This window comes from Streptomyces sp. NPDC037301, assembly GCF_055602785.1.
The window spans coordinates 79,332-98,561 of record NZ_JBVJWD010000022.1 but is presented as its reverse complement, the minus strand read 5'-3'; the positions used below and the strand labels follow the sequence as shown (position 1 = coordinate 98,561).

The following is a 19,230-nucleotide window of genomic DNA, read 5'->3' as shown; positions in this document are numbered from 1 at the left end:
CACGATGCCGCCCGACACCAGCGCGACCGGAACCGGGCCGTCCGTCGCGGCGCCCGGCGCGAATCGGACCGGCGTGAAGCGCATCGCGGTCATCGGCGGCGGCCCCGGCGGACTCTATGCCGCGGCCCTGCTTAAGCGGCTCGACCCGGAACGCGACATCACCGTCTGGGAGCGCAACGCCCCCGACGACACGTTCGGCTTCGGCGTCGTCCTCTCCGACGAGACGCTCGGCGGCATCGAGCACGCCGACCCCGTCGTCTACCGGGCACTCCAGGACGAGTTCGTACGGTGGGACGACATCGACATCGTCCACCGCGGCGTGACCCAGACCTCCGGCGGCCACGGCTTCGCGGCGCTGGGCCGGCGCAGACTCCTGGAGATCCTGCACGAACGCTGCGACCGGCTCGGCGTACGGCTCCGTTTCCGCACCGAGGCGCCGCCGGCCGCCGAGCTGGCTTCCGCATACGACCTGGTGATCGCCGCCGACGGCGTGCACAGCCTCACCCGCGCCACGCACGCCGACACCTTCGGCCCCCGCCTCACCACCCACCGCTGCCGCTACATCTGGCTCGCCGCCGACTTCGCCCTCGACGCCTTCCGCTTCGAGATCGCCGAGACCGCGTACGGGGTGATGCAGCTCCACGGCTACCCCTTCTCGGCCGACGCGTCCACCGTCATCGTCGAGATGCGCGAGGAGGTCTGGCGCGCCGCCGGATTCGACACCTGCGACGTGGAGCACTCGACCGTACGCTGCGCCAAGATCTTCACCGAGGCGCTCGGCGGCCGGCCGCTGCGCTCCAACAACTCCTCCTGGCTCACCTTCCGTACCGTCGTCAACGCCCGCTGGTCGCACGGCAACACGGTCCTCATCGGCGACGCCGCCCACACCGCGCACTTCTCCATCGGCTCCGGCACCAAACTCGCCGTCGAGGACGCCCTCGCGCTCGCCGCCTGCATCGAGGAACAGCCCGACCTGCCGGGCGCACTGGCCGCGTACGAGACCGAGCGCCGGCCGGTCGTCGAATCGACCCAGCGGGCCGCCGCGGCGAGCCTGCGCTGGTTCGAGGAGCTCGGCACCTACGTCGATCAGCCGCCCCGCCAGTTCGCTTTCAACCTCCTCAGCCGAAGCCGCCGCGTCACCCACGACAATCTGCGGCTGCGCGACGCCTCCTTCACCGCCGCCGTCGAGGAGGAATTCGGCTGCGCCCCGGGCACTCCGCCGATGTTCACCCCGCTGCGGCTGCGCGGCCTCGAACTCCGCAACCGCGTCGTCGTCTCACCCATGGACATGTACTCGGCCGTCGACGGCGTCCCCGGCGACTTCCACCTCGTCCACCTGGGCGCACGCGCACTCGGCGGCGCCGGGCTCGTCATGACGGAGATGGTGTGCGTCAGCGCCGAAGGCCGCATCACCCCCGGCTGCACCGGCCTCTACACCACCGAACAGGCTGCCGCCTGGACCCGGATCACCGACTTCGTCCATGCGAGCGCACCCGGTACGGCCATCGGCGTCCAGCTCGGCCACTCCGGGCGCAAGGGCTCCACCAAACTGATGTGGGAGGGCATCGATCAGCCCCTCGACCACGGCAACTGGCCGCTCACCGCCGCCTCCCCGATCCCGTACGCCGACGGCGTCAACCAGGTCCCGCACGCCCTGGACCGGGCCGGCCTCGACGCCGTACGCGAACAATTCGCAGCGGCGGCCCGGCGCGCCGACCTCTGCGGCTTCGACCTGCTCGAACTCCACTGCGCCCACGGTTACTTGCTCTCCGGTTTCCTTTCGCCGCTCACCAACCACCGCACCGACCACTACGGCGGATCGCTGCAGGGCCGGCTCCGCTTCCCCCTCGAAGTCTTCGACGCGATGCGCGCCGACTGGCCCGACGACCGGCCCATGACCGTCCGTATCTCCGCCACCGACTGGGCCGAGGGCGGCACGACGGCCGAGGACGCCGTCGAGATCGCCCGCGCCTTCGTCGCCCACGGAGCCGACGCCATCGACGTCTCCACCGGTCAGGTCGTCCCCGACGAGCGCCCCGAGTACGGCCGCTCCTACCAGACCCCGTACGCCGACCGGATCCGTAACACGCTGTGCGTGCCCGTCATCGCGGTCGGCGCGATCTCCTCCTGGGACGACGTGAATTCACTGCTGCTCGCGGGCCGGGCCGACCTGTGTGCCCTGGCCCGTCCCCATCTCTACGACCCGCACTGGACGCTGCACGCGGCGGCCGACCAGGGCTACAGCGGACCGGGCGCGCCTTGGCCGCTCCCGTACCGCGCGGGCAGCCGCACTCCGCCGACAGGCCGCACGGACGCACCGAAGCCGCGGCTCACTCTGGGGTGACGGGCAGGCACGCGTGGCAGAGACAGGCATCGGGGTGCGGGGCCCCGTGATGGCATGCCGCTCCTCCCCGGCGACCCGCTCCAGCAGCGCGGCCGGCTCCTCGGCCCCCTCCCTTGTGGCAGCGCCCGGACCGGCACGCGGGTTCCGGCGGTCCGCTCATCGCTCCACCGCGCTGATCAGCAGCCGGTCCGAGACCACCCGGTAACCGATGCGCTGATACACGCCGTTGCTGGTCGGGTTCGCGAGGTCGGTGAAGAGCAGCACCTCCTGGGTGCCCGCCTCCCGTGCCGCCCGGCTGATCTCCGCCGTCACCGCGGCCGCGTACCCCTGGCTGCGGTACTCGGGAGGTGTGTAGACCGGCGCGATCCGCACCATGCCCGCGATCCGCGGGGAGACGCCCGCCATGGACACCGGGACGCCCTCGACCTCCCAGAGGGTCAGCCTGCCGGACGCCGTCCGTTCGTCCACCTGCCGTTCGGCATGGGTGGCGGGCTGGCCGACCTCCTCGGCGAACGCGCGGTGCCAGCGGACCAGCAGTTCCCGGTCGGCGGTGGTGGCGGTCCTGGGCCGGCCCGAGGGGGCGGGGGAGGGCGGGATCAGCGTCCCCAGTCGGTAGAGCCGCTGCTCCTGGTCGACCCGGTGGCCGAACCAGTTGGCGGCCAGCGCCTCGGCGATGGCCCGGTCCGCGTTGACCGCGGTCAGGGGGAGCGAGGCGGCCAGCGGAGCGACCGCCTCCGGGGCGACGGCTGTCAGTACCGGCGGATACGGCGGGGTCTGCACCAGCGTCCCCGCGACCGCGCCGTCCGCCCCGCGCCACCAGCCCAGCAGCGGAGCGGCGTCCCCGTAGGCGTGCGGGCCGCTGCGGCGCAGGGTCGCGGTCACGGTCAGAACCAGGGTGTTCTCGGCGGGCCGGGCGGCCAGCGAGGCGCCGGTCGCGTCGAGAAAGACGTTGACGTCATCGGTGAAGGTCCAGGTCATGCCTCATCCTGCCGGTGTGCGTGGAGCGAGGCACCCGCATTTCCGGGTCAGTCGTCCCGCAGCCGGAAGCGCTGCAGCTTCCCGGTGGCGGTGCGGGGGAGGGCGGGCAGGAACTCGATGACGCGCGGGCACTTGTGCGGGGCCAGTTCGCTCTTCATGTATGTGCGCAGCTCGTCGGCGTCCAGTTGCGCGCCCTCGCGCAGCACCACGTACGCCACCACGATCTGGCCGCGCAGCTCGTCCGCCCGTCCCACCACCGCCGCCTCGGTCACCGCGGGGTGGTGCAGCAGGGCGTCCTCGACCTCGGGGCCCGCGATGTTGTAGCCGGAGGAAATGATCATGTCGTCGGCGCGGGCGACGTAACGGAAGTAGCCGTCCGGCTCGCGCACATAGGCGTCTCCGGTGAGATTCCAGCCATGCGCCACATAGTCCCGCTGACGCTCGTCGGCGAGATAGCGGCAGCCGACCGGACCGCGGACGGCGAGCAGTCCGGGCTCCCCGTCCGGCACCTGCCTGCCCTCGCGGTCCAGCACCCGGGCCTGCCAGCCGGGCACGGGAACTCCGGTGGTGCCGGGGCGGACCGCGTCGTCGGCGGCGGAGATGAAGATGTGCAGCAGTTCGGTGGCGCCGATGCCGTTGATGATGCGCAGACCCGTCCGCTCGTACCAGGACCGCCAGGTGGCGACCGGGAGGTTCTCGCCGGCCGAGACACAGCGCCGCAGCGCGCTCAGATCGTGTTCGTCGATGTGGTCGAGCATCACGCGGTAGGCGGTCGGCGCGGTGAACAGCACCGAGACACGGTGGGCGGCGAGCGCGGGCAGCAGCTGCGTCGGGCCGGACTGTTCGAGCAGCAGGGCACTGGCACCGGCCCGCAGCGGGAAGACCACCAGACCGCCGAGCCCGAAGGTGAAGCCGAGCGGCGGACTGCCCGCGAACACATCCTCGGACACGGGGCGCAGGACATGGCGCGAGAACGTGTCGGCGATGGCGAGCACATCCCGGTGGAAGTGCATACAGCCCTTGGGGCGCCCGGTGGTTCCCGAGGTGAACGCGATCAGTGCGACATCGTCCGCCGCCGTGTCCACCGGACGGTACGGCCCCGTCCTGGCTTCGGCGAGGTGCAGCAGATCGTCCGGGGCGTCACCTCCGTACACCGTGATCCGCAGCCCCGGCACCTGAGCCTTCACCAGGTCGTCGACCGCCCGGATGTCGCACAGTGCGTGGCTCACCCGGGCGATCGAGCAGATCGTGGCGAGCTCGGCGGACCGCTGCTGGGCCAGCACCGTGACGGCGATCGCGCCCGCCTTCAGCACCGCGAGCCAGCAGGCGGCCAGATGGGGTGTGGTGGGGCCGCGCAGCAGGACGCGGTTGCCGGGTACGACCCCCAGATCGGAGGTGAGGACATGGGCGATCCGGTCCACCCGGTCCCGCAGTTCCCCGTAGCTCCAGACTCCGCCGTCGGGGGTACGGAAGGCGGGGCGTCCGGGGCCGAAGCGGTCGACCGTACGGTCCAGCAGTTCGACCGCGCAGTTGAGGCGGGCCGGATACTGCAGTTCGGGAAGGTCGAAGAGCAGTTCCGGCCACTGGTCCGCGGGTGGCAGGTGCTCCCTGGCGAAGGTGTCGAGGTGCGCTGAGGTCTTCGGGTCCATGACGGATCGCCCCCTTGTCGCCTCTGGAGCGTATCGTTTGGGTGACGGTAGTCAACGGTCCGCTATAAGAAGAGAAGACGAGACGCGACAAGAGAGGCGCCGGTATGACGGCATTCTCGCTCGATCCGGCACAAATCGCCTGGTGTGAAGAGCTAAGAGCCCTTGCCGAGCAGCAACTGCGCCCCCTCGCCGAAAAGGGCGAACCGGGCCACGTCAACCGCCCCCTGATCGCCGCACTCGCTGAGTCCGGCCTCCTCGACCGGCTGCTGAACTCCGGCGCCCTCGACCTCTGCCTGCTCCGCGAGTCCCTGGCCCGCGGCTGCACGGAGGCCGAAACCGCACTGGCCCTCCAGGGCCTCGGCACCCACCCCGTGGTCCAGGCAGGCACCCCGGCCCACCGCGAGCGCTGGCTCCCCGAGGTGCGCGCCGGCCGCGCCGTCGCCGCCTTCGCGCTCAGCGAACCGGGCGCGGGCTCCGACGCGGCCGCCCTGGCCCTGAACGCCGAACACGCCCCCGACGGCTGGCGGCTGACCGGTGAGAAGTGCTGGATCTCCAACGCACCCGAGGCCGACTTCTACACCGTCTTCGCCCGTACGACCCAGGGCGCCGGATCGCGTGGCGTCACCGCGTTCCTGGTCCCCGCCGACCGGCCCGGACTGACCGGCACCGCACTCGACATGCTTTCGCCGCACCCCATCGGGGCCCTGGTCTTCGACGGCGTCCCGGTCACCCCCGACGATGTGCTCGGCGAACCGGACCGCGGCTTCCGGGTCGCCATGAACACCCTCAACCTCTTCCGTCCCAGCGTCGGCGCCTTCGCCGTCGGCATGGCCCGTGCCGCCCTCGATGCCACGGTGGCGCACACCGCCGAACGCACAGCGTTCGGCGGCCCGCTGAAGGACCTTCAGGCCGTCTCCCACCAGGTCGCCGAGATGGCCACCCGTACCGAGGCCGCCCGGCTCCTGGTGTACGCGGCCGCCGCCGCGTACGACGCGGGGGAGGCCGGAGTACCGCGCCGCGCGGCCATGGCGAAGCTGTACGCCACCGAGACCGCGCAGTACGTCGTCGACAGGGCCGTCCAACTGCACGGCGCCCGCGCCCTGCGCCGCGGCCACCTCCTCGAACACCTCTACCGGGAGGTCCGCGCCCCACGGATCTACGAGGGCGCCAGCGAGGTCCAGCGCACGATCATCGCCAAGGAGCTGTACGCGAACCGGGAGGCGTCCGCATGAGTCCGGTCCACCGGATCAACCCCGCCGAACTCTCGCCGCCCGCGGGTTTCTCGCACGCCGTCACGGCCACCGGCGGCCAACTGGTCTTCCTGGCCGGGCAGACCGCCCTCGACCAGGACGGCAAGGTCATCGGCGCCGCCCTGCCCGAGCAGTTCGCGACGGCGCTCACCAATCTGCTGACCGCCCTGCGCGCGGCGGGCGGCGCCCCGGCGGACCTGGCCCGGGTCACCGTGTACGCCACCGACGTGGCCGACTACCGGGCCCATGCCGGGGAGATCGGCCGGATCTGGCGGCAATTGGCGGGCCGCGACTATCCGGCGATGGCGGTCATCGGAGTGGCGAGACTCTGGGACGAGCAGGCGCTCGTCGAGATCGACGGGGTGGCGGTGCTGCCGTGAACGCGCCGGACGGGCCGGGCATGCCGAGCCCGTCCGGCAATGCGCGGATCCGCGCGGATCAGTAGGGCTTCACCAGCACATGCGCCGCGCCCGGAATGCCGACCTTCAGCAGCTCGTCCTCCTCGGGCGTGGTCCAGGTGCCCGTCTCCTGCTTGAGCACCGCACGCGACATGGCCTGCACCCACATGGCGCGCGGACGGCGGCGCGCCTCCCACGCTTCGAGGGCCGCGGCCACACCGGCCTCGGCGTCCAGGGACTCGGCGAGCACCAGCGCGTCCTCGACGGCCATCGCCGCACCCTGCGCGATGTGCGGGGTGGAGGCGTGCGCGGCGTCACCGGCCAGCACCACCCGGCCGACGTGCCACGGCTCCTCGACCGTCACCTGGGAGATCCGCGAGTACACCACCGCGGCCGGGTCGGTGACGGTGGCGAGCGCCTCGGCGACCGGTCCGGAGAACATCGCCAGCCGCTCCGTGAGCTGCCCGTGGGCCCGCTCCGGGTCCGGACGGAAGTCCTCGGACTCCGCGAACACCGCACCCAGGTACATCAGTTCATCGGTGATCGGGGTGAGCAGCGCCTTGGCCTCCTTGCCCGCGGTGCCCATCACCACACCCCGCACCTGAGGCTGCCGGGGCACTGTCACACGCCAGTTGGCGAAGCCGGTGTACTCGGGGGCGTAACGGTCCCCGTACAGCCGGGTGCGCAGCGGCGAACCGATGCCGTCGAAGCCGACCACCAGGTCCCAGCGGCCGGTGGAGCCGTCGGAGAGGGCGATGTCCACGCCGGAGCCGTCGTCGGTCAGCTCGGTGATGGTGGTGCCGAAGCGGATCGTGGCCCCGGCGGCGACGGCGGCGGCGTTCAGGACCTGGGCCAGGGCGGGGCGCGGGATGCCGTTGTTGGAGGGGGCGTCGCCCATCCGCGGCTGCGGGATCTCCGCGAGCGTGTTGCCCGCCGGGTCGGCGATGGTCAGGATCTCCCACTCGAAGCCCGCCTTGAGGCAGTCGTCGAGAACCCCGATCTCCCGCATCACATGGAGGGCGTTGGACGGCTGGATGATGCCGACGCCGAGTGCGTCCAGCTCGTCGCGGAGCTCGGCGACCTCGACGGTGTGGCCGCGCCGGGCCAGCGCGGTGGCGAGGGTGAGCCCGCCGATGCCGCCGCCGTGAATCAGGACGCGCAGGGGTAATGCCATCTCAGATCTCTCCAGAGTGGGAAAAGTAGGACCGACCGGAAAATGGGGGGTGGGAGAAGGAGCGGGGCTGGGTGCGTGCAGTTGTAACGCGGAGCGTTGTCGACCGACGACAACGCCGCGCAGATGTGCGTGCCCAGCCCCGCGACGCCGCCCGCTATTTGCCGGTCGGTCCGAGAGGGAACCGAACGGTCAGCCGGCCGCGACGGGCAGGCTCATCAGGTGGTCCACCAGGGCCAGCAGCACGTCCCGGCCGAACGGCCGCTCACGGACATCGCCGATCAGCAGCGGAACATGCGGATCGAGGTCGAGAGCTGTCCTGATCTCGTCCGGCGTACGGGTGTTGTGGCCGTGGAAGCAGTTGATCGCGACCACGAACGGGATGTCCCGGCTCTCGAAGAAGTCGATCGAGGCGAAACTCGTCTCCAGCCTGCGGGTGTCGGCGATCACGACACCGCCGAGCGCCCCGTTGACCAGGTCGTTCCACATGAACCAGAAGCGTTCCTGGCCGGGGGTGCCGAAGAGGTAGACCACCAGCTCCGGACTGACCGTGATCCGCCCGAAGTCCAGGGCCACGGTGGTGGTGTCCTTGTCGCCGACACCGGCCAGGTCGTCGACACCGATGCTGGCCTTGGTCAGGTACTCCTCGGTGCGCAGCGGGGCGACCTCGCTGACCGCGCCCACCATGGTGGTCTTGCCGACGCCGAAACCTCCGGCGATGAGGATCTTGACGGCGGCGGAAGCCGCCTGACTGCTTGTCATCTTGGTTCAGAGTCTCCGGAGTCCGTCACGAACGGTGGCCAGCAGGCCCATGTCGACCCCGCCGGCCACCCGCGCCACCGAGAGCGGGGCACGGGCCAGCAGCAGGCCCGGGGCGACGAGGTCGGCCAGCAGGATCTTGGTCACCGACACCGGGAGGCCGAGGTCGCACGAGACCTCGGCGACCGCGGACGGGCGGCGGCAGCGCTCCAGGATCAGCCGGTGCTCAGGCTGGAGCTTCCCCGGCAGGATCGGCGCACCGTGCTCGTCCCGTGGGTCCTGCGCGGTCGTGAGCACGGTGATGAGGGTGAAGTCGTCCCGCTCGGGAGCGGTCCGGCCGCGGGTGATGGTGTACGGGCGCACCATCGTGCCCGCCCCGTCCTCCTCCTCTTCCTCCTCCCAGTACGGGGTCACGCGCGCTGCCCGTCTCCGCTGCCGAAGGCGTCGAACTCACCGCGGGCCGGGGTGCCGAGCTTCTGGCCGACCTGCTGCACGAGGTTGTGCATGGCGAGCGACATGATCTCGGCATCCACCTCCTGGGAAGCGATCACGGCCAGGTGGGTGCCCTGGGCGGCCGCGATGATGAAGAGCCAGAGGTCGTTCAGCTCGACGATGACCTGGTGCACGCTGCCGCCGTCGAAGAGCTGGCCGACGCCGCGGGCCAGGCTCTGCTTGCCGGTGCAGATGGCGGCCAGCCGCTCGGCGTCTGCACGCTCGATGGTGCGCGAATGACTCACCACCAGACCGTCGTCGGAGAGCAGGACGGCGTTCCGGGTCTCGGCCACCGAGTCCACCAGGCCGTCGAGCAGCCAGTCGAGATCCTGATGGGTTGCAGTTGTGCGTGTCATGACCGTTCTTCTCTCGTGGGGAGGGGGGTGGCGGGCTGTGTCGGCGGCTCGTCGGTCGCGCGGGCTGCGCGGGACCGACGCTGGAACGCCCCGATCGCGGCGCCGGCCCGTTGCGGGGCTGGTCGCAGCAGCGGGTTCTCGTACCGGCTCGCCGGCTTGGGCTCGGCGGACCGGGCGGCCGGGTCGCCCCGCAGTTCGTCTGCCAGGTTGGCCTGCCGTACCCGGCGCGGCAGCGGGGGTTCCGTGCCGGGCGCGGGGAGGGCGGGCCGGTCGGACCGGTTCTCCGTGCGGACGGCCTCCGGCTCCGGTGGGGCCGAGTGATCGGGTACGGACACCGGCAGCTGCGCGGGGCGGGCGGTGTCCGGTCCGGAGTGCCGGGGCCCGGGGATCGGGAGGCCGGGACGGTCCGCCTCGACGTCGGAGGGGTACGGGGCGGCGTAAGGCTGCTGCGGGGCCGGGTACGGCTCATCGGTCGTCGCGTACGGCGGCTGGTCCACGGGGTACTGGCCGGCGGCCGTCATGTACGGCTGCTCGGGCGGGCCGTACGGGGCCTCGTGCGCGGCGTACGGGCTCGCAGGCGCCCCATAGGGCTCGTCCCACGCCGGAATCGTGTTCTCCGGTGCTGCGTAGGGCTGTTCCTGGCCGTCCGTGAACGCGTCCTCGGACGCCTGGTACCGCTGCTCTTCCTGCTCCGGCGCCGAGTACGGCTGCTCCGGGGCGGAGTAGGGCGCGCCTGCCGTGTTTAGCGCGGTGACTCCGGCCAGTGCCTGACCCTGGATGCGGGTGGGCAGTGCACCGTCGGCCGCGGGGGCGGCGGGGGCGGTAGCAGCGGGAGACGGCACACCGACCGGACCGGTCTGCGGTGCGGAGACGGTGAGCTCGTCGGGGACGAGCACGACCACCCGGGTACCGCCGTACGCCGAGGAGCGGAACTCCACCCGCAGGCCGTGCTGGACCGCGAGCCGTGCGATCACGTAGAGACCGAGACGGATGTCGTCGGAGTGGGCGAGCATGTCCATCCGGGGCGGCCGGACCATCAGCTCGTTGGCAGCGGCCAGCTGATCCTCCTCCATCCCGAGGCCACGGTCCTCGACCTCGATGACCAGACCGCGGCTCACCCTGGCGGCCCTGACCTCCACCGGGTTCGGCGGCCGGGAGAAGCTCAGCGCGTTCTCGATGAGCTCGGCGAGCACATGGGAGAGCGGGCCCACGGCCCGCTCCGACAGCCAGGGGCTGCCGTCGAGATCCAGCACCACACGCCGGTAGTCCTGTACTTCGCCCTGGGCGGAACGCATCACGTCCAGCAGCGGAACCGGCTTGCGCCAGCGCCGGTGCGGGGAACCGCCCGCGAGAATCACCAGGTTCTCCTCGTACCGCCGCAGTCGGGCGGTGAGGTGGTCGAGGTCGAAGAGGCCGTCCAGCACCTCAGGGTCCTCGTGCTTGCGCTCCAGCTCGTCCAGCTTCTTGAGCTGCTGACCGATCAACTGCTGGGTGCGGCGCGCGATGCGCTGGAGCAGCCGCTCGAAGCCGCGGTGCTGATCGGCCTGTTTGACGGCCGCCACCAGCGCACTGGTGCGCGCCAGATTGAGCGCGTCGCCGAGCCGGCTCAGCTCGTCGGTCTTGCTGCCCTTGCTGTCGTGCTCGATGGCGCGGGCCTCGGCCTCGATATCGATGCGCTCCCCCTGGCCGAGGCGCTCGACGACATCGGGCAGGGCCTTCTCCAGCTCCTCGGCCCGCTCCTGCAGGCTGCCGATCCGGCTGCGGAGGTTACGGGTGAGGCGCCAGGTGGTCCAGATGACCGCGATCACGGCGACCAGGCTGACCACCGTGGTCAGCATCATCTTGAACAGCAGCGACATCACATTGCTTTCGCCCTCCTCGATCACGAGAGCGGTGGAGTGCTCCAGCAGCTCCTCGATCTGCGGGCCGACCTCGTCCATCGCGCCGCGCCAGGCCTTCTCCTCGGCGTCGATGGCGACGAACCCGTCCGCGTCGGCATCGGCCGGACGCAGCACCTCGTTCTCCACCCGCGTCTTGGTCTTCCAGGCCGGACTGCGGGTGATCTTCTCCCACATGGCCTTCTCGTCCGGCGGCAGGTAGGGGACGACCTTGGTGGAGTACTGGAGCGACTGGCCGGAAACAGCCTCTCGAACCTGCTTCAGATCCTTGGCGCTCAGCTTCCCCTTCGACCAGCCGCGCGCCAGCAGGGCATCCGAACGGGAGATCATCTCCTTGGTCCAGAACAGGTCGGCCAGCGGCTGTGAGAGCGAGGTGATCTCGCCGTTGTCGACATGGCTGAGCGCCGTGAAGAGCTGGAGGTCGACCGCGATCAGGTCCGTGTAGTAGCCGTACACGACCTGCTGCTGGTCATTGCCGCCCTCGTTGACGAGGGCGCGCTGGGCGGGCAGTTGATTGATCTCCTTGCGGGCCTCGGTGACCGCGTCACGGACCTCGGCGGGGGCGGCGTCGGCCGCCACATCGGAGAGCGACTGGAAACTCTCGATCGCCTTGTCGGTCAGCCTGCGCTGCTTCTGCAGCGCATCGGTGGCGCCCTTGTGCCGGGCGAGCGCCTCGGCGCTGAGCCGACGCTCCTCCTGCAGGTTGTAATACACGATGTTGGAGGGCTGACCCGCCTTCTGGGCCAACTGCCCCTGGGCTGACTGGCGCTGGAAGTCCAGCAGGGTCTGACCGCTGATGTCGGCCCAGAAGGCGGCCAGTGTGACGCCGGGAACGATGGCCAGTACGAGCAGGGCTGTCCGCAGCGACATGGTGGTCGACTCGGTCCGCCGTGAGGCGCGCGTGCGCAGGGCGTGCTCCTTGATGATGGTGCCAGCCTCACGACTGGTCAAATCAGTTGAGAACTTCGACACATTGATATTAGTTGCACAGCAAGAATGGCAAGAAATTGGGCTCACAAGCGCATCACTGATCAACTGCATCTCTGCCACCGAGCCCGGAGGTGACCGGTTTGGACTGGTTCGGCCCGGTTCGAGTAGCGGGCCGGTGATCGCGCGGGACGCTTGAGGCGTCCGTAAGGAGCCACGAACCGGCCGAGGAAGGTCACCGGTGGGTACCGAACCGCCCCCGCGCCCTGCGGCGAGCGCCAGTGAACCCACCGCGCCGAGCGGGGCGCGGCGCGCCGTACGGGTGAAGCGCGGTCGGGGATATATCTGTATTTAGTGCTCTTTGCCCGTAACGCATCGCCCAGGCCCCGGATGCCCGTCCGGGGCGGGCGCGGGACGCCCCCCGGGGCCGTATGACCGCGCTTATCGTCTGCCACTTCGTCCTGGCCGCCTGCGCGCGCCCGCTGGTACGGACGCTGGGCAGGCGCGCCTTCGTCGTCCTCGCACTGCCACCGGCCGCCGCCACCGTATGGGCGGCCACGCAGTGGAACACCGCGGCGTCCGGCTCCGCGGTCACCTGGTCGTGGCGGTGGATGCCGGCGTACGACGTCACCGTCGACCTGCGGTTCGACGCGCTCGCCGAACTGATGGTGCTGCTCGCGGCCGGAATCGGCACGCTCGTCCTGCTGTACTGCTCCTCGTACTTCACCGACGAGACCCCGCAACTGGCCGGCTTCGCCGGGAACCTCCTCGCGTTCGCGGGCGCCATGCTTGCCCTGGTCCTCGCCGACGACCTGATCTCGCTCTATGTGTTCTGGGAACTGACCACCGTCTTCTCGTACCTGCTGATCGGGTACGACAGCGAGCAGAAACACAGCCGCCGCTCCGCGCTCCAGGCGCTCACCGTGACGACGCTCGGCGGCCTCGCGATGTTCGTCGGCTTCCTGATCATCGGTCAGTCGGCGGGCACCTACCGGATCTCCGCCATCCTCGCCGACCCGCCCGGGGCGAGCCTCGCCGTCTCGGTCGCCGTGGTGCTGATCCTGTGCGGGGCTCTGTCGAAGTCGGCGATCTGGCCGTTCAGCCTCTGGCTGCCGAACGCCATGGCCGCGCCCACCCCCGTCAGCGCCTATCTGCACGCCGCCGCGATGGTGAAGGCCGGTGTCTACCTGGTCGCCCGGCTTGCGCCCGGCTTCGCCGACGTACCGGTCTGGCGCCCCGTCGTGATCGTCCTCGGCGCCGCGACCATGCTGCTCGGCGGCTGGCGCGCGCTGCGCCTGAACGACCTCAAGCTCGTCCTCGCCTACGGCACCGTCAGCCAGCTCGGCTTCCTCACCCTGCTCGCCGGGGTCGGCAACCGGGACGCGGCACTGGCCGCCGCTGTCATGATCCTGGGCCACGCGCTGTTCAAGGCCCCGCTGTTCCTCGTCACCGGCATCGTCGACCACGCGGCCGGCACCCGTGATCTGCGCAAGCTCTCCGGTGTGGGCCGGGCGCTGCCGCACGTCTGCACGGTCGCGGTGGTGGCCGCGGCGTCCATGGCCGCACTGCCCCCGCTGCTCGGCTTCGCCGCGAAGGAGGCCGCGTTCGAGGCGCTGCTGCACGGAGACACCGCCGACCGCTGGGCGCTGGGCATCACGGTCGCGGGCTCGGCTCTGACCGTCGCGTACACCGTGCGGTTCGTCTGGGGCGCCTTCGCCCGCAAGCCCGGCGTCGAGGACACTCCGGTCCACCGGGTCGGCTGGGCGTTCCTCGCGCCGCCCGCCCTGCTCGCGGCGGGCGGGCTGGTGCTGGGACCTGGCGTCGGATGGACCGACCGGCTGCTCAGTGCGTACGCGGACACGTTCCCCCCGTCCGCGCATCCGTACCATCTCTCGCTCTGGCACGGATTCGGGACCGCCCTCCTGCTCTCGGCCGTCGCCTTGGTGGGTGGCGTGGCGCTCTTCGCCGTACGCACCACCGTGACCAGGCTCTCCCGGCGGATCGCCTGGCCGACCGCCGACAGCGTCTTCGGGCATCTGCTGCTCGGCCTGGAAAGGCTCTCCCTCCAGCTCACCGGCCTCGTCCAGCGCGGCTCGCTCTCCGTCTACCTCGCCACCACCCTGCTCGTGATGCTGGCCGGCCAGCTCACCGTCCTCGGTGTGGACCGGCCCTGGCACGGGGCGGCCGCCCCGAAGGTCTGGGACGTCCCGCTGCAGGGCGCCATCGCCGTGCTGACCTGCGCGGCCGCACTCCTCTGTCTCACCGTCAGCCGCCGGATGAAGGCCGTGGTCCTGGCGGGGCTGACCGGATACGGCGCGGCGCTGCTCTTCGTCGTCCAGGGCGGTCCGGACCTGGCGCTCACCCAGTTCTGCGTCGAGACCGTGTCGATGATCGTGTTCGTGCTGGTGCTGCGGCGGATGCCGGTGCACTTCCAGGAGTCGGTCAGCACCTGGCGGCGTGCCGTACGCATTCCGGTGGCGCTGGCCGCAGCGGCGACGCTCGGCGTGGTGGTGTGGGTCGCTGCGGCCGCCCGCACGGCCGCCCCGGCGGGCGCGGCCATGGTGGAGGAGACCGCCCACCACGGCCTCAAGGACGTCGTGGCCACCATCCTGGTCGACCTGCGCGCCTGGGACACGATGGGGGAGTCCGCCGTGCTCGCCGCGGCGGCGATCGGGGTGACGAGCCTGATCTATCTGCACCGCCGCACCGAGGGATCGTCACTGCGGGAAGAGTTGCACGGGCGCACCGCGTGGTCGCTGACGGCCCCCGAGATGACGGGACTTCCGCACGGCGACGAAGGGGCACCGGAGCGCAGCTGGCTGGCGGCCGGCTCGACCCTCGCACCCGAGCACCGCTCGATCGTCTTCGAGGTCGTGGCCCGGCTGCTGTTCCACCCGATCCTGGTGCTCTCGGTCTATCTGCTGTTCTGCGCCGAGAACATGCCGGGCGGCGGCTTCGTCGGCGGGCTCGTCGCCGGGCTCGCCCTGATCACCCGCTACCTGGCCGGCGGCCGTTTCGAACTCGCCGAGGCCGCGCCGCTGCAGCCCGGACTCTTCACCGGTCTCGGCCTGTTCATCTCCACCGGCGTCGCCCTGCTCGGCCTCGCCGAGGGAACGGTCCTGCACGCCTGGACCCACCACGGCCGGCTGCCCCTGATCGGCGAATACCACCTGGGCACCCCGGTCCTCTTCGACTTCGGCGTCTATCTGCTGGTCCTGGGCGTGGTGCTGGACATCGTGCGCGCCCTCGGAGCAAAGATCGACCGGCAGATCGAGCGAGCAGCGGTCGAAAAGGCAGCCGCGGCGAGCACCACCACCCGCCGGGGAACAGCACCCGGGACGGGAGGCACGCCCGGATGACGGTCAGCTTCTCGCTCCTGGCCACCGCCGTGGTGCTGTGCGCGGTCGGCGGCATCCTCATGCTCACCCGGCCCCTCACCCGCATCCTGCTCGGCGCGGTGATCGCGGGCAACGGCATCAATCTGCTCGTCCTCGCCGCGAGCGGTTCGGCCGGCCGGGAACCGCTCCTCTACGGCGTCCCGCTGGGACAGGTCACCGACCCCCTGCCGCAGGCCATCGCGCTCACCGCGATCGTCATCACCCTCGCCACCACGGCGTTCCTCCTCGCCATGGCCTACCGCAGCCACCAGCTGACCGGCACGGACGAGGTCCACGACGACCTGGAGGACCGGCGCATCGCGCTGCGCTCCGAGGTACTGGGGGAGCGGGACGAACTGCGTGACCGGTACCGGGCCGCCTCGGACGTCACGGACGAGGAACGCGCCCGGTACCGCGAGGAGCGCCGCCGCCTGAGGGCCAGGCTGCGCGCCGACCGCGCCCTGCAGGCCCGCGGCCGGTACGCCACCGGGGACCTCTGGCACGACGTACTGGGTGCGGACCCCGTGGACTACGCCCAGCAACAGGACCACTCCGCCGACGCCGACCCGGGAGCCACCGGATGAACGCACTCGTCCCCCTGCCGGTGCTGCTGCCGCTCTGCGCCACCGGCCTGAGCCTCGCCTTCGGCACCCGGCTCAAACAGGTCCAACGCCTCGTCAGCGTCGCCGTGCTCAGCGCCGTACTCGGACTCTCCCTCACCCTGATGATCGTCGCCGACACCCGCGGCCCGCTCTCCGTCCACCTCGGCGACTTCGCACCACCACTCGGTATCACCCTGGTCACCGACCGGCTGTCCGGCCTGATGCTGACCGTCTCCTCCGCCATCACGCTCTGCGTGCTGGTCTACTCCCTGGGCCAGGGCATGGCCGACCGGGACGAGGTTACGCCCGTGGCGGTCTTCCACCCCGCGTACCTGATCCTGGTCGCCGGGGTCTCCTGCACCTTCCTCGCCGGTGACCTCGTCAACCTCTACGTCGGCTTCGAGATCATGCTGGTCGCCAGCTTCGTCCTGCTCACCCTCGGCGGCACCGGACCCCGCGTCCGCGCAGGCTCCACCTACGTGATCATCTCGCTCTTCTCGTCGATGCTGTTCCTCACCGCCATCGCCATGACTTACGCGGCGACCGGCACCGCCAACTTCGCCCAGCTGGCCGGACGGCTCGCCGAACTCCCGCTCGGGGTACAGACCCTGATCCAGGCGATGCTGCTCACCGTCTTCGCCATCAAGGCCGCCGTCTTCCCGCTCGCCGCCTGGCTCCCCGACTCGTATCCGACCGCGCCCGCCCCCGTCACCGCGGTCTTCGCCGGTCTGCTCACCAAGGTCGGTGTCTACTGCATGCTGCGTACGGAGACCCTGCTCTTCCCCGGCAACCGGCTGGGCGACCTGCTGATGGCCGCCGCACTCGCCTCGATGGTCGTCGGCATCATCGGAGCCGTCGCCCAGACCGACCTGAAACGGCTGCTCTCCTTCACTCTCATCAGCCACATCGGCTACATGGTCTTCGGTATCGGCCTCGCCACCCGGGACGCGTACGGCGGCGCGATCGTCTACGTCGCCCACCACATCACCGTCCAGACCACGCTCTTCCTGGTGGCAGGGCTGATCGAACGCCGGGGCGGCACCACCGAACTCACCCGGATCGGCGGACTGGCCAAGGCCGCCCCGCTGCTCGCCCTCCTCTTCTTCGTACCCGCCATGAACCTGGCCGGCATCCCGCCGCTGTCCGGATTCATCGGCAAGCTCGGGCTGATGCGGGCCGGTGTCGCCGACGGCAGCGTCTGGGCGTGGATCCTCGTCATCGGGTCGGCCGTGACCAGCCTCCTCACGCTGTACGTGATGGCCAAGGTCTGGAACCTGGCGTTCTGGCGGGCCGCACCCCCTGGGCAGGTCGCGTACGGCACCGTCCTGGAGTCCGACTCCGACGAGGACGACAACGACGCCGACGAGGGCCCCGACCACATCCCGGGCAGCGGCGACGAACCGGTCCGCCCCCGCCATCAGCCCGCCGGGCGCGCGGTCGCCGCCACCCTGCACGGACACGCCGTCACCACCACCACGAAACTGCCGCGGCCGATGACCGCGGCCACCGCCGCAGCCGTCGCCCTCGGACTCGCCTTCACCGTGTTCGCCGGACCGCTGACCTCCTACACCGACCGCGCGGCCGCCGAACTCCTCGCACGCGCCCCCTACGTCGAGGAGGTGCTCGGCCGGTGAAACGCCTGATCAAGCTGGACTTCCGGGACAAGGACCTGCCGCCCTTCAGCTGTGAGTTCGGCGGGCGGGGACGTGTGCTCGACCTCCCGCTGGTCGCCTGGCTCACCCTCATCTGGGTGCTGTTGTGGTCCAGCCTCAACTGGGCCAACGTACTGACCGGCGTGCTCGTCGCGGTCGCCGTCTGCCTGGCCTTCCCGCTGCCCCGGGTCGACCTCGGGCTCCGCCTGCACCCATGGGGCATTCTTATGCTCGCCGGCTATCTGCTCTACGACATGTACACCTCGGGTGTACGGGTCACCCGGCAGATCTTCGTCGGCCATCCGCACCGGGCCGCCGTCATCGCCGTACCGCTGCGCTGCCGCTCCGACCTGATGCTCGCGGCCACCGCCGTCGCCGTGTCGAATGTGCCCGGCGGATCGGTCGTCGAAGTGCGCCGCGCCACGGCCACCGTCTTCCTGCATGTCCTCGACGCGGACAGGCCCGCCGCACTCGACGCGGCGCGGCACTCCGTCTGGCGGCTCGAGGAGCTGACGGTACGGGCCTTCGGTACCCCCGACGAGATCGCCCGCGTCGCCGAACCACCGCCACCGATCAGGCACGACAGGGGCGTCGGCGCATGAGCGTGCCGGAGACCGTCGACCGGGTGCTGCTCACCGCGGCCGTCGTCGTGATCATCATCGCAGGAGCGGGGCTTCTCACCCGGATCTGGCGTGGCCCCTCCATGCTGGACCGGGCCATCTCCCTGGACGTGTGCGCCGCCCTCATCATCGCGGGTCTCGGCGCCAAGTCCGCCTTCGCCCGCACCCCGTTCTACTTCCCGATCATGCTGGTGCTGGCCTTTCTCGGGTTCACGGGGTCGGTCGGCATCGCCCGCTTCATCGCCGCCCGCGACCGGCCGGCGCTGCGGCGAGGTGCGGACGGAACCGAAAGCAGCGACGGACGCGAGGGGGAAGCACGGTGAGTGCCCGGTTCCAGATCCTCGACACGGCCGGTGCGGTGCTGGTCTTCATTGGTGCGGCCATCTGTCTGCTCGGTGTGATCGGGATGCTGCGGCTGCCGGACGTGCTGTCCCGCAGCCACGCCGCCACCAAACCGCAGACGCTCGGTATGCTCCTGGTCCTCGCCGGGGTGGCCCTGCGGCTGCGCAGCGGCATGGATCTCGCCACCCTCGCGCTGATCGGCTTCTTCCAGCTGATGACCGGCCCGGTCGCCGCCCACCTGGTGGCGCGATCCGCGTACCGGACCGGCCAGACCGGCCACAGCGAGCTGCTCTTCGACGAACTGGACGAGCAGCTGACCGAGGAGCGCTGACACTCTCCCGCTGTCAGCAGTCGTGGCTCGGCCGCGCTCCGGCCGAGAGGGGGCGCGGTCGGTACGGGTGACATCGGTGCGGTC

At 71.0% G+C, this 19,230-nt stretch carries 16 protein-coding genes; 9 read left to right on the top strand and 7 right to left on the bottom strand.

Features of this window, described 5'->3' with window-relative positions:
* The first annotated feature begins 4 nt into the window (after positions 1-4).
* A complete protein-coding gene (locus tag ACZ7IB_RS29915) occupies positions 5-2,344 on the top strand; it encodes a bifunctional salicylyl-CoA 5-hydroxylase/oxidoreductase (protein ID WP_470916909.1) in 2,340 nt (779 codons plus the stop codon).
* Between the two features lie 156 nt (positions 2,345-2,500).
* On the opposite strand, the gene ACZ7IB_RS29910 is transcribed toward ACZ7IB_RS29915, so the two are convergent.
* Positions 2,501-3,322, bottom strand: coding sequence for a GNAT family N-acetyltransferase (locus ACZ7IB_RS29910; RefSeq protein ID WP_470916908.1), 822 nt, complete (start codon positions 3,320-3,322; stop codon positions 2,501-2,503).
* Between the two features lie 47 nt (positions 3,323-3,369).
* A complete protein-coding gene (locus tag ACZ7IB_RS29905) occupies positions 3,370-4,971 on the bottom strand; it encodes an AMP-binding protein (protein WP_470916907.1) in 1,602 nt (533 codons plus the stop codon).
* Positions 4,972-5,075: 104 nt separating this feature from the next.
* On the opposite strand from ACZ7IB_RS29905, the gene ACZ7IB_RS29900 reads away from it, so the two are divergent.
* A complete protein-coding gene (locus tag ACZ7IB_RS29900) occupies positions 5,076-6,203 on the top strand; it encodes an acyl-CoA dehydrogenase family protein (protein ID WP_470916906.1) in 1,128 nt (375 codons plus the stop codon).
* Entirely contained in the window at positions 6,200-6,601 is a 402-nt protein-coding gene (locus tag ACZ7IB_RS29895) for a RidA family protein (RefSeq protein ID WP_470916905.1), read from the top strand. The genes ACZ7IB_RS29900 and ACZ7IB_RS29895 overlap by 4 nt, the downstream gene beginning before the upstream one ends.
* Positions 6,602-6,659: 58 nt before the next feature.
* Here the strand turns inward: ACZ7IB_RS29895 and ACZ7IB_RS29890 are convergent, their stop codons facing one another.
* From ACZ7IB_RS29890 to ACZ7IB_RS29870, 5 genes are all read right to left on the bottom strand, one after another.
* Complete coding sequence (locus tag ACZ7IB_RS29890) at positions 6,660-7,793, bottom strand: FAD-dependent monooxygenase (protein ID WP_470916904.1); 1,134 nt, start codon at positions 7,791-7,793, stop codon at positions 6,660-6,662.
* A gap of 189 nt (positions 7,794-7,982) precedes the next feature.
* Positions 7,983-8,552, bottom strand: a complete 570-nt coding sequence (locus ACZ7IB_RS29885; RefSeq protein WP_470916903.1) for a GTP-binding protein — start codon at positions 8,550-8,552, stop codon at positions 7,983-7,985.
* 6 nt (positions 8,553-8,558) lie between these two features.
* The gene (locus ACZ7IB_RS29880; RefSeq protein ID WP_389979457.1) at positions 8,559-8,963 is read right to left on the bottom strand and encodes a DUF742 domain-containing protein; all 405 of its coding nucleotides are present in this window, start codon (positions 8,961-8,963) and stop codon (positions 8,559-8,561) included.
* Positions 8,960-9,397 carry a roadblock/LC7 domain-containing protein gene (locus ACZ7IB_RS29875; RefSeq protein ID WP_470916902.1) on the bottom strand — a complete coding sequence of 146 codons (438 nt, stop codon included), beginning with the start codon at positions 9,395-9,397 and terminating at the stop codon, positions 8,960-8,962. The genes ACZ7IB_RS29880 and ACZ7IB_RS29875 overlap by 4 nt, the downstream gene beginning before the upstream one ends.
* Positions 9,394-12,246: a sensor histidine kinase gene (locus ACZ7IB_RS29870; RefSeq protein ID WP_470916901.1), complete on the bottom strand. Its 2,853-nt coding sequence runs from the start codon at positions 12,244-12,246 to the stop codon at positions 9,394-9,396. Before ACZ7IB_RS29870 ends, ACZ7IB_RS29875 begins: the two co-directional genes overlap by 4 nt.
* A gap of 407 nt (positions 12,247-12,653) precedes the next feature.
* Here ACZ7IB_RS29870 and ACZ7IB_RS29865 point away from each other — a divergent pair, with 407 nt between their 5' ends.
* From ACZ7IB_RS29865 to mnhG, 6 genes are read left to right on the top strand one after another with little or no spacing between them, the layout of a single operon-like run.
* Positions 12,654-15,581, top strand: coding sequence for a Na+/H+ antiporter subunit A (locus ACZ7IB_RS29865; protein ID WP_470916900.1), 2,928 nt, complete (start codon positions 12,654-12,656; stop codon positions 15,579-15,581).
* Complete coding sequence (locus tag ACZ7IB_RS29860) at positions 15,578-16,183, top strand: Na(+)/H(+) antiporter subunit C (protein ID WP_470916899.1); 606 nt, start codon at positions 15,578-15,580, stop codon at positions 16,181-16,183. Before ACZ7IB_RS29865 ends, ACZ7IB_RS29860 begins: the two co-directional genes overlap by 4 nt.
* A complete protein-coding gene (locus ACZ7IB_RS29855; protein ID WP_470916898.1) occupies positions 16,180-17,835 on the top strand; it encodes a Na+/H+ antiporter subunit D in 1,656 nt (551 codons plus the stop codon). The genes ACZ7IB_RS29860 and ACZ7IB_RS29855 overlap by 4 nt, the downstream gene beginning before the upstream one ends.
* Positions 17,832-18,455 carry a Na+/H+ antiporter subunit E gene (locus ACZ7IB_RS29850; protein ID WP_470916897.1) on the top strand — a complete coding sequence of 208 codons (624 nt, stop codon included), beginning with the start codon at positions 17,832-17,834 and terminating at the stop codon, positions 18,453-18,455. Before ACZ7IB_RS29855 ends, ACZ7IB_RS29850 begins: the two co-directional genes overlap by 4 nt.
* Positions 18,452-18,796, top strand: coding sequence for an MrpF/PhaF family protein (locus ACZ7IB_RS29845; protein WP_470916896.1), 345 nt, complete (start codon positions 18,452-18,454; stop codon positions 18,794-18,796). The genes ACZ7IB_RS29850 and ACZ7IB_RS29845 overlap by 4 nt, the downstream gene beginning before the upstream one ends.
* A complete protein-coding gene (gene mnhG / locus ACZ7IB_RS29840; RefSeq protein WP_470916895.1) occupies positions 18,793-19,146 on the top strand; it encodes a monovalent cation/H(+) antiporter subunit G in 354 nt (117 codons plus the stop codon). The genes ACZ7IB_RS29845 and mnhG overlap by 4 nt, the downstream gene beginning before the upstream one ends.
* Positions 19,147-19,230 lie beyond the last annotated feature (84 nt).